Source organism: Streptomyces sp. WAC05292 (genome assembly GCF_003949955.1).
GTDB lineage: Bacteria > Actinomycetota > Actinomycetes > Streptomycetales > Streptomycetaceae > Streptomyces > Streptomyces globosus.
This window is the reverse complement of sequence record NZ_RPSE01000246.1, coordinates 1-9,212: the sequence shown is the minus strand read 5'-3', so window position 1 is coordinate 9,212 and position 9,212 is coordinate 1. Positions and strand designations below refer to the sequence as shown.

At 72.9% G+C, this 9,212-nt stretch carries 9 protein-coding genes, 1 rRNA gene and 1 pseudogene; 9 read left to right on the top strand and 2 right to left on the bottom strand.

All coding sequences use genetic code 11. The features are described 5' to 3' along the window. Positions 1 to 8: 8 nt before the first annotated feature. Positions 9 to 125: ribosomal RNA gene (rrf, locus tag EF903_RS22410) — 5S ribosomal RNA — on the top strand. 76 nt (positions 126 to 201) lie between these two features. Here rrf and EF903_RS22405 read toward each other — a convergent pair. Then, positions 202 to 798, bottom strand: a complete 597-nt coding sequence (locus tag EF903_RS22405; RefSeq protein WP_185902772.1) for a Uma2 family endonuclease — start codon at positions 796 to 798, stop codon at positions 202 to 204. Positions 799 to 864: 66 nt separating this feature from the next. Between EF903_RS22405 and EF903_RS22400 the strand changes: the two genes are divergently transcribed. The 8 genes and pseudogenes from EF903_RS22400 to EF903_RS22365 all read left to right on the top strand — a co-directional run bounded on the left by EF903_RS22400 (position 865) and on the right by EF903_RS22365 (position 7,673). Next, on the top strand, positions 865 to 1,518 hold the full coding sequence (locus tag EF903_RS22400; protein WP_125545904.1) for an HAD family phosphatase: 654 nt from the start codon (positions 865 to 867) through the stop codon (positions 1,516 to 1,518). Positions 1,519 to 1,561: 43 nt separating this feature from the next. Then, positions 1,562 to 2,788, top strand: a complete 1,227-nt coding sequence (locus EF903_RS22395) for an MFS transporter (RefSeq protein ID WP_125545902.1) — start codon at positions 1,562 to 1,564, stop codon at positions 2,786 to 2,788. Beyond that, entirely contained in the window at positions 2,739 to 3,908 is a 1,170-nt protein-coding gene (locus EF903_RS22390; RefSeq protein WP_260615789.1) for an acetoin utilization protein AcuC, read from the top strand. The genes EF903_RS22395 and EF903_RS22390 overlap by 50 nt, the downstream gene beginning before the upstream one ends. A 126-nt stretch (positions 3,909 to 4,034) precedes the next feature. Continuing rightward, positions 4,035 to 4,865 (top strand): phosphatase, encoded by an 831-nt coding sequence (locus EF903_RS22385; RefSeq protein ID WP_125545900.1) that lies wholly within the window; start codon positions 4,035 to 4,037, stop codon positions 4,863 to 4,865. A gap of 114 nt (positions 4,866 to 4,979) precedes the next feature. Further along, positions 4,980 to 5,189: a helix-turn-helix domain-containing protein gene (locus EF903_RS22380; RefSeq protein WP_008738568.1), complete on the top strand. Its 210-nt coding sequence runs from the start codon at positions 4,980 to 4,982 to the stop codon at positions 5,187 to 5,189. Positions 5,190 to 5,351: 162 nt separating this feature from the next. Further along, on the top strand, positions 5,352 to 5,450 hold the full coding sequence (locus EF903_RS22375; RefSeq protein WP_003948845.1) for a 30S ribosomal protein bS22: 99 nt from the start codon (positions 5,352 to 5,354) through the stop codon (positions 5,448 to 5,450). A 100-nt stretch (positions 5,451 to 5,550) separates the two neighbouring features. Beyond that, positions 5,551 to 6,615, top strand: a pseudogene (locus EF903_RS22370) (NAD-dependent epimerase/dehydratase family protein); the annotation flags it as partial. Next, positions 6,615 to 7,673, top strand: a complete 1,059-nt coding sequence (locus EF903_RS22365) for a lysophospholipid acyltransferase family protein (RefSeq protein ID WP_125545896.1) — start codon at positions 6,615 to 6,617, stop codon at positions 7,671 to 7,673. The pseudogene EF903_RS22370 and the gene EF903_RS22365, both read left to right, overlap by 1 nt. Before the next feature lie 84 nt (positions 7,674 to 7,757). Here EF903_RS22365 and EF903_RS22360 read toward each other — a convergent pair whose 3' ends face one another. Then, positions 7,758 to 8,963 carry a DUF5667 domain-containing protein gene (locus tag EF903_RS22360; RefSeq protein ID WP_125545894.1) on the bottom strand — a complete coding sequence of 402 codons (1,206 nt, stop codon included), beginning with the start codon at positions 8,961 to 8,963 and terminating at the stop codon, positions 7,758 to 7,760. Positions 8,964 to 9,212: the final 249 nt, after the last annotated feature.

Here is a 9,212-nt window from a genome sequence, read left to right as displayed (position 1 = left end):
CATAGTGTTTCGGTGGTCATAGCGTTAGGGAAACGCCCGGTTACATTCCGAACCCGGAAGCTAAGCCTTTCAGCGCCGATGGTACTGCAGGGGGGACCCTGTGGGAGAGTAGGACGCCGCCGAACAATCATTGTGGGAAAGCCCCGCACCAGCTCTGGTGCGGGGCTTTCCTGCGTTTCGGGGAAGATTGCACACCCGCCCTCACCATTCGGCGGGATAGCTCTTCAGCGACGTCGTGTCGAGGGACCACCGGCCGGCGGTGACGGTGGCACCGAAGGCGTACGGGACTTCCTTGCGGTAGCGGAGCCCGTCGGGGCCCGGCGAAGGATCGCTGTGAACCGTGACCGTCTTCCTGTCCTTGCGGGGATCCACCACGACGTACAGCGGCACCCCCATCTTGGGATAGTCCAGCAGCTTGTCGCGGATGTCCGTCAGGGAGTTGGTCCGCGATACGACTTCGACCACCAGCATGACGTCCCGCCAGTTCACGACCTTCGCGGTGTCGTCGACGTCCTCCTCCGCGATCACCATCAGGTCGGGAACCTTCGTCAGCCCGGTCTCCGGATCCCCCATGATCGTGTCGCTCAGCGCGATGACCTCCTGGGTCTGCGCCTCGATCTGCCGGCGCAGCCGGACGACGTTCAGACCGCGGGGAGCCGTCGGCTCCACCATCGTGAGGCAGATCCGGCCTTCGGCGGTCTCCACCTTCCACCGGTCCTCCTGCTGGTCGGCCAGGGCCGCCAGTCGTTCCGCGAAGTCGTGCAGACGGCGGACCTGCTCGGGGGTGAAGTCGGCCACGGGCGCCTCCTGGTGGTGGCGGCCAGCGTATCCGCAGGGCATCAGGGGTGCGGTTACGTTGGGGGGATGCGCTATGACCTCGTCATCTTCGACAACGATGGTGTGCTCGTGGACAGCGAGCCCGTCGCCAACACCATCCTCGCCGGGTACCTGACGGAACTCGGCCACCCCACCACCTACGAGGAGTCCGTCCGCGACTACATGGGCGCGGCCGTGCACCGGGTGCACGACCTCGTCAGGGAGCGGACCGGGCAGCGGCTGCCGGACGACTTCGACGACACCCTGCACGCACGCACCTTCGCCGCGTTCGCACGCCAACTGGCCCCCGTCCCCGGCGCCGAGGACGTGCTCGCCGCGCTCACCGCGCACGGCGCCCCGTACTGCCTCGCCTCCTCCGGCAGCCACGAGCGGATCCGGGCCGGCCACCGGGCCGCCGGGCTCAGCCGGTGGTTCGGCGACGACATCGTCTTCAGCGCCCAGGACGTCGGCCGCGGCAAGCCCGCCCCCGACCTCTTCCTGTACGCCGCCCGCAGCATGGGCGTGCCGCCCGCCCGCTGCGTCGTCGTCGAGGACAGCCCCCTCGGCGTGCAGGCCGCCCGCGCCGCCGGCATGGACGTCTACGGGTTCACCGGCATGATGCCCGCCGAACGGCTCGCCGGCGCCACCGGCCACTTCGCCGACATGAAGGAACTCCCTGGCCTCCTCGAACTGCCCGTGTGAGATCCCTACCCACAGGTAGGGGCCGGCCGTACGCTGTGCCGCCATGACGGAGGATCCACGGCTGCGGCGTGCGCGGGGCGCCCTCGGGTTCTGCTTCCTCGCCCAGGGCGTCGCGTTCGCGCTCCTCGTGACGCGGATCCCCGCCATCCAGGACCGGTACGGGATATCCGACGCGCTGCTGCCGGCCTTCCTCGCCGCCGTGCCGGTCCTGGCCGGGGCCGGAAGCATTGCCGCCGGGCGCCTCGTCCGGAGCGCCGGGCCGGCCGCCGTGCTGCGGTGGTCGCAGCCCCTCGTCCTGCTGTCCCTCATCGGCGTCGGCGCCGGCCGCACCCTCGGCCACGCGGCCGCCGCGCTCGCCGTGTTCGGGCTGGCCGTCGGCGCGCTCGACGCGTCGATGAACATGCTCGGCGTCGGCCTCCAGCACGCCTACGGCCGCAGCATCATGCTCGGCTTCCACGCCGCCTACAGCCTCGGCGGGATCGCCGGCGCCTCCGCCGCCTGGGCCGCCGCCCACTGGCACCTCGGGCTGCCCGCGACCTACCTCGCCGCGGCCGCCGTGCTCCTCCCCGGCATCCTCGCCGCCGGCCCCCTCCACACCGGCCGCCGCCACACCCCGCCGCCGACCGGCGGAACACCGCAGGACGCCCCCCGGGCAGGCGGCTTCCGGCCGCTGCTGCCGCTCTGCGCCGTGATGACATGCGCGTACATCGGCGACGCGACCGTCTCCAACTGGAGCGCCAAGTACGTCCAGGACGTCCTCGGAGGATCCGAGCAGCTCGCCACGCTCCCCTACAACCTGTACATGGCCACCACGCTCGCCGGCCGCGCCGCCGGCGACCTCGGCGTGCGCCGCTTCGGTGCGGCAGCCGTCGTACGGGCCGGGACGGTCCTCGCCGCCGCCGGGTTCGCCGTCGTCGCCGCGGCGCCCGGACCCTGGACCGGCATGGCCGGGTTCACGCTCCTCGGACTCGGGCTGTGCGTCATCGTCCCGCAGACCTTCGCGGCCGCCGGGCGGCTGTACCCGCGATCCTCCGACGCGGCCGTCGCCCGGCTGAACATCTTCAACTACGCCGGATTCCTGATCGGTTCGCCGCTCGTCGGCGCGCTCGGCGACGCATGGAGCCACCGCGGGGCGATGCTCGTACCGGCGGCCCTCGTGCTGGTGACGCTGCTGTACGCCCGTTCGTTCGGCTCAAGCGGTGCCCTATACGGTGTCCCGCATGAGCAGCCGCGGGTTGGTGATGTGGGACGAGGCCGTGACCGGCTATGACTTCGGGCCGAGCCATCCGATGGACCCCGTGCGCCTGGCCCTCACCATGGGCCTCGTACGCGCCTTCGGACTGGACCGCGAGGTGGAGGTGCGGTCCGCGCCGCCCGCCGGCGACTCCACCCTGCGGCTCGTGCACCGGGAGGACTACATCGCCGCCGTCCGCGGCGCCTCCGCCGAGCCCGCCTCCGCCGACGGGTCGTACGGGCTCGGCACCGACGACGATCCGGCGTTCCACGGCATGCACGAGGCGTCCGCGCTCATCGCCGGGCAGTCCGTCGCGGCCGCCGAAGCCCTCTGGCGGGGCGAGGCCGGCCACGCCGTCAATTTCGCCGGCGGACTCCACCACGCCATGCCCGGCGGCGCCTCCGGGTTCTGCGTCTACAACGACGCCGCCCTCGCCATCGCCCGCCTCCTCGAACTCGGAGCCGAACGCGTCGCCTACGTCGACGTCGACGTCCACCACGGCGACGGCGTCCAGGCGGCGTTCTGGGACGACCCGCGGGTCCTGACCGTCTCCCTGCACGAACACCCCGCCACCCTCTTCCCGCAGACCGGCTGGCCGCAGGAGACCGGCGGCGCGGCCGCCGAAGGCACCGCCGCCAACATCGCGCTCCCCGCCGGCACCGGCGACGAGGGCTGGCTGCGGGCCTTCCACGCCACCGTCCCCGAACTCCTCGCCGACTTCCGGCCGCAGGTCCTCGTCACCCAGCACGGCGCCGACACCCACTTCGAGGACCCGCTCGCGCACCTCGCGGTGTCCCTCGACGCCCAGCGCGCCGTTCAGGAGGCCTGCCACCGGCTCGCCCACGAGCACGCCGGCGGCCGGTGGCTCGCCCTCGGCGGCGGCGGGTACGCCGTCGTCGACGTCGTCCCCCGCTCCTGGACCCACCTCGTCGGGATCGCCGCCCACCGGCCCGTCGACCCCGCCGCGGCCGTACCCGCCTCCTGGCGCGACGAGGTGTACGCGCGGACCCGGCAGCTCGCCCCCGGCCGGATGACCGACGGACGGGACGCCACCTGGCAGGACTGGGACGCCGGCTACGACCCGGCCGACCGCGTCGACCAGGCCGTACTCGCCACCCGGCGGGCCGTGTTCCCGCTCCGCGGCATGCTCCCCTGACCGGACCCCGCCCCCCGCGGCCCCGCCCGCACGCCGGGCGGCACAGGTGAAGCATCGTTACGCCAACTGTGCGCAATCCCGCCCGAACCGGCACCCCGCCGAGCCCGGTGCGGCAGCATCGGAGGGGTGTTGAGCACCGGCGCACTGCGAGCGCACCTGCTGGCCGCCCGCCTCGCCGGGCCCGTCGCGACCTCCCGCGAGGAGAGCCTGCGCAGCTACCGGCTGTTCGCCGCCGGCGACCCCCGTGCGCTCCTCGGCCTCGACCCCGAACCGGGCTGGGGCGAGCGGGAGCTCCTGCACCTCATGGCGGACAGATGCGGGGTCTCCGCCGACCCCGCCCACGTCAGCGGCCCGGACCTGATCGACCCGGAGCGGACGCTCGCCGCGCTCCGGGCGTTCGCGGACCGGCTGGGAGCGGCGGCGGCCGCGCGGGAACCCGTCCTGTTCGGCACCGGCCACCCCCACCGCCTCCTGGAGTTCTACGCCAGTTTGGCCCGGGCCCTGTCGGCGGCCGGCTGTGTCGTCCTCACCCCCGCGCAGGGCGCGCGCATCGACGTCCCGACCCGGTTCGGGGTACGCACGCACTGCCTGGATTACGTACGGGGGGTCGCGCTGGTGCGAGCACCCGGCGCGCGGCCCCCCGGGAGTGCCACCGGCGCGCACACCCATTCACCCCTGCCGGTTCGGATCGCGCTGGAGGCCCTCGCGGAGGGCCCCGGGCCGCTGCCGCAGCTGGTCGTCGGGGACCACGGGTGGGTCTGCGGTGCAGGTCAGCTCGGTGTGGACGCGATCGGACTCGCGGACACGGACGATCCGGCGGTCTTCGTCGGGGAGGCCGAGGGGCGCGTGGCGGTGGCGGTTCCGCTTGATGACGGCGTGCGCGCGGACTACTACAGACCGCTCACGCGGTATCTACTGGACCGGGCGAGTCTGCCGGGCGCGCAGGAGCGGCCGTAGCTCCTCTTCCCCACTCGTATCACGCGCCCCTAATCTGGGGAGTGAGCGTGCGACGACGAGGAGTAACCGGAGGGGAAGCCGGTGCCCGTCATGCACGGAAGGTCAAGGTGTGTCATGGCTGCTGGCGAGAGGCCTCTCAGTGAGGTTCAGTTCCTGACCGTGGCGGAGGTCGCCTCGGTGATGCGAGTGTCGAAGATGACCGTGTACCGCTTGGTGCACAACGGTCATCTGCCCGCAATCCGGGTGGGCCGGTCCTTCCGGGTCCCCGAGAACGCGGTCCACGAGTACCTCCGAGAGTCCTATGTGGGGGTGGAGTCGGCCTGAGAGTGGGGCCTGCGACACCTTTGGGCCACCTTCGGGTCGCCTCGGATTACAAGCTCGGAGCTCGGGCGGGTAGGCTAGGCCGACGTAGGTCGTGTGGGCCCAGACGCCCCGCACCGATCCCCGCGGGCGCGGGGATGTTCCGAGAAGTGAGCGAGGGTAGTCGTGGGCTCTGTTATCAAGAAGCGGCGTAAGCGGATGGCCAAGAAGAAGCACCGCAAGCTGCTCAAGCGCACCCGCGTTCAGCGCCGTAACAAGAAGTAAACGGCAGCTGTACGTGTTCTCCGCAGCCCCTCCACCATCCTTTGGTGGAGGGGCTGCGGTGTAGCCGGGAACGGGCGGGGACGACGAGGGAGGCGCGGGGCTCGTGGGGAAGGTCGTGCTCGTGACCGGGGCTGCCCGGCAGTTGGGGGGCCGCTTCGTACGGCGGGTCCAACGCGACCCGGAGGTCGAGCGGGTCGTCGCCGTCGACGCGGTCCCGCCGCCGCACGGCCTCGGGCGCGCCGAGTTCGTCCGGACCGACATCCGGCAGTCGTCCGTGGCGCGGGTCCTCGCCGAGCACGCCGTCGACACGGTCGTCCACCTCGCGGTCACGGGGGGCAGTTCCGCGACGGGCACCGGCAGCGCCGTCAAGGAGACCAACGTCATCGGGACGATGCAGCTGCTGGGCGCCTGCCAGAAGTCGCCCACGGTGCGCCGGCTCGTGGTGAAGTCCAGCACCAGCGTGTACGGCGGCACCCCGCGGGATCCGGCCGTCTTCACCGAGACCACCCAGCCGAAGTCCCAGCCGCCGCCCGGTTTCGCGAAGGACGCCGGCGAGGTCGAGTCGTACGTCCGCGGGTTCGCCCGGCGGCGGCCCGACGTCGCGGTGTGCGTCCTGCGGTTCGCGAACATCCTCGGCCCGTACGCGGACTCGGCTCTCGCCGAGTACTTCTCGATGCCCGTCCTGCCGACCGTGCTCGGCCACGACCCGCGGCTGCAGTTCGTCCACGAGGAGGACGTCCTGGAGGTGCTGCGGATCGCGGCGCAGGAGCCGCGCCGGGGCACCCTCAACAGCGGCACCTTCAACATCGCCGGGGACGGCGTACTGCTGCTGTCGCAGTGCGCGCGGCGGCTGGGCCGGCCGACGCTGCCGCTCGCGCCCCCCGCGGTCGGCTGGGTGGGGGCCGCCCTGCGGGTGGTCGGCGTCACCGAGTTCTCGCCCGAGCAGATCCGGCTCCTCACGCACGGGCGGGTCGTGGAGACCGCGCAGATGCGGGAGGTGTTGGGCTTCAAGCCGATGTACTCGACCTCCGAGACGTTCGCCGACTTCGCGGCCGGCCGGGGAAGCGGGCTGCTGCCGCCGGAGCGGCTGGCCCGGGTCGTGGACCGGGTCGCGGGCATGCTGGACGCCGGAGTTGCCGGAGCCGACAAGGGAGCGCAGCGATAGTGGCGGACGCCAAGGTCATTCCGTTCGACGAGGACCGGCCGCGGCGGCGCGGCGCCGACCGGCGCACCGTCCGCGCCGTGCCCGGCCCCGCACCGGAGCCGGACGCCGACGGGGGCCCGGAGGCCGGCCCGCCGGCCTCGGGCGGCCCGGCCCCCGGGGTGGTGCCGCGCGACGGCACGGACGGCGCTCCGCCCGGCCCGCGGGCCGGCGCGGAGGGGCCCGGCTGGGAGCGGCGGCTCGCGTCGGGGCTGGCGTTCCTGCGGCGGCGCATCACGGGCGAGTACGAGGTCGACGAGTTCGGCTACGACCGGGAGCTGACGGACCAGGTCCTGATGTCGCTGATGCGGCCGCTGTTCGACGGCTACTTCCGCGTCGAGGTCAGGGGCGTCGAGAACATCCCGGCCGAGGGCGGGGCGCTGATCGTGGCGAACCATTCCGGGACGCTGCCGCTGGACGGGCTGATGATGCAGGTCGCCGTCCACGACCGGCATCCGGCGCAGCGCCACCTGCGGCTGCTGGCCGCGGACCTGGTGTTCATGCTGCCGGTCGTCGGCGAGCTGGCGCGCAAGGCCGGGCACACGCTGGCGTGCGCGGAGGACGCGCAGCGGCTCCTGGAGGCGGGCGAGCTCGTCGGTGTCATGCCCGAAGGGTTCAAGGGGATAGGGAAGCCGTTCGGCGACCGGTACCGGCTCCAGCGGTTCGGGCGGGGCGGGTTCGTGTCGACGGCGCTGCGGGCGGGCACCCCGATCGTGCCGTGCTCCATCGTCGGCGCCGAGGAGATCTACCCGATGGTGGGCAACGCGAAGACGCTCGCCCGGCTCCTCGGGCTCCCGTACTTCCCGATCACGCCGACGTTCCCGTGGCTGGGCCCGCTCGGGGCCGTGCCGCTGCCGACGAAGTGGACGATCCAGTTCGGGGAGCCGATCGCGACGGACGGCTATCCGCCGGAGGCGGCGGAGGACCCGATGCTCATGTTCAACCTGACGGACGAGGTGCGCGAGCAGATCCAGCACACGCTGTACAAGCTGCTGGTGCAGCGGAGGTCCGTCTTCTTCTGACGCCCCGGTCCTGCCGACGCCGGGCAGGCCGAAGTGCCCGGTCCCTCGTGCGGGCCGGGCACCTCGCGCCGTGCAGGGCGGGCCCTACTCGGCGTCCTCCGCCGTCAGTCCCAGGCCAGGGAGCAGGCCGGGGAGCAGCGGTGGGAGGGTGATCTCCGGTTGCGGGGCCTGCGATCCCGTCGTCGAGCCCGGTGTGGGCTGTCCCGCCGGAGGCTTCAGCAAGTCGCCGGTGCCGCCGAGGAGACCGCTGCCGGGAGCCGGTGTCGGCTGGGCGGCGGGCGGTGCGGCCGGGGCCTGGCTCGCGCCGGGCGCACCGGCGCCCGGCGCAGGGGCCTGCTGCTGCCCGGACGGGGCGCTCGGCCGGGCCGGGGCCCCGCCGTTGCCCTGCGTCTGCTCCGGAGCCTTCGGGAGGAGGGCCTGGAGGGGCGCCACGTCATCGTCTATGGCCTGGAAGACGGACTCCACCTCGCCGCCCACGTCTCCCAGTTGGGCGGGGAGCTTGTCGCGGAGCCTGCCCCACGCGTCGCGGTGGGAGCGGGAGAACGACGACAGCGTCTGGATCGGGCCCAGCGAGCCGTCCCGCTCGTACGCGGCCTGGAGCAGTCGGTGGCCCTCGGCCGCGTCGTGCTTCATGCCGTCCAGGGCGCGGCGGATCGCGCCCAGCGACTCGTGGTCCAGGACGCCCGTACGGCCGCGCTCCATCAGCCGGCGCGCCTCCGACAGGCGGTTCGAGGCCTGGTCCAGGTAGAGCTCGCCCCGGTCGGCGTCCTCGTCGGCCATGCCGAGCTTGAGGTCCTCCATGCCCCGTTTCACCGGGTAGAGGGTGTCACCGGGGAGGGCGTCCGTGCTGGCAGCGGCGACTCCGCTGAAGGCCCCCGCGGCCACACCCACGGTGAGGCCGCCTGCTGCGATGCCCTTGGACCAGCGGGAGCGGGGCCGCAATTTCCGGAGCGGGGTCGCCCGGTGGGCGCCGCGGCCGGCCCGCTGCTCGGGCACCTGAGGGTCCGAAGCGGCACCGCCTCCGGCCCTCTCCTCCATCACCATGGCCTCCATGGCGGCAACGAGCTGCGCCCGCTGCACCACTTTGACCTCGGGGTCCAGCACCGGGCGCGGCAATTCGCCGAGCACGCTCGCCAGGGCCAACAACCGCTCGTGGTCGGCAGATTCGGCAGGTGCCTCGGACTGCTCGGCCGCCGGGTCAGGTTCGGAAAGGTCGGACGACGGGTTCCGATCCTCCAGGGCCTGGGCGAAGGCGTTCGCCCGCCGGTGCGGAGTCACGTTCGCGATCACTGGCGGCACCTCCTCTCGTCATGACGATCGACTCCCCAAGGTGTCCGGAAGGTTGCCCTCCTTGAGCACATCCACCCTTTCGGGTGAGCGGCTTCGGGTAGGGCGCGTCCAAAGGGAGCCTGCATCCCGCACAACGAGCGGCGCGGCAGTTGGGTTACGGACGAAGGATGATCGGACCACAGCGTCATCGAGGGGTCACCGGTTGTGTGGATGGTGAGCGGTCGGAAGGGGTGGGGGGAGGCCTGCGGC

What these genes read in the sequence shown, in the direction of transcription:
- EF903_RS22400 (WP_125545904.1), top strand. Translation starts at nt 865, where the DNA reads ATGCGCTATGACCTCGTCATCTTCGACAACGATGGTGTGCTCGTGGAC.
- EF903_RS22395 (WP_125545902.1), top strand. Translation starts at nt 1,562, where the DNA reads ATGACGGAGGATCCACGGCTGCGGCGTGCGCGGGGCGCCCTCGGGTTC.
- EF903_RS22390 (WP_260615789.1), top strand. Translation starts at nt 2,739, where the DNA reads ATGAGCAGCCGCGGGTTGGTGATGTGGGACGAGGCCGTGACCGGCTAT.
- EF903_RS22380 (WP_008738568.1), top strand. Translation starts at nt 4,980, where the DNA reads ATGGCTGCTGGCGAGAGGCCTCTCAGTGAGGTTCAGTTCCTGACCGTG.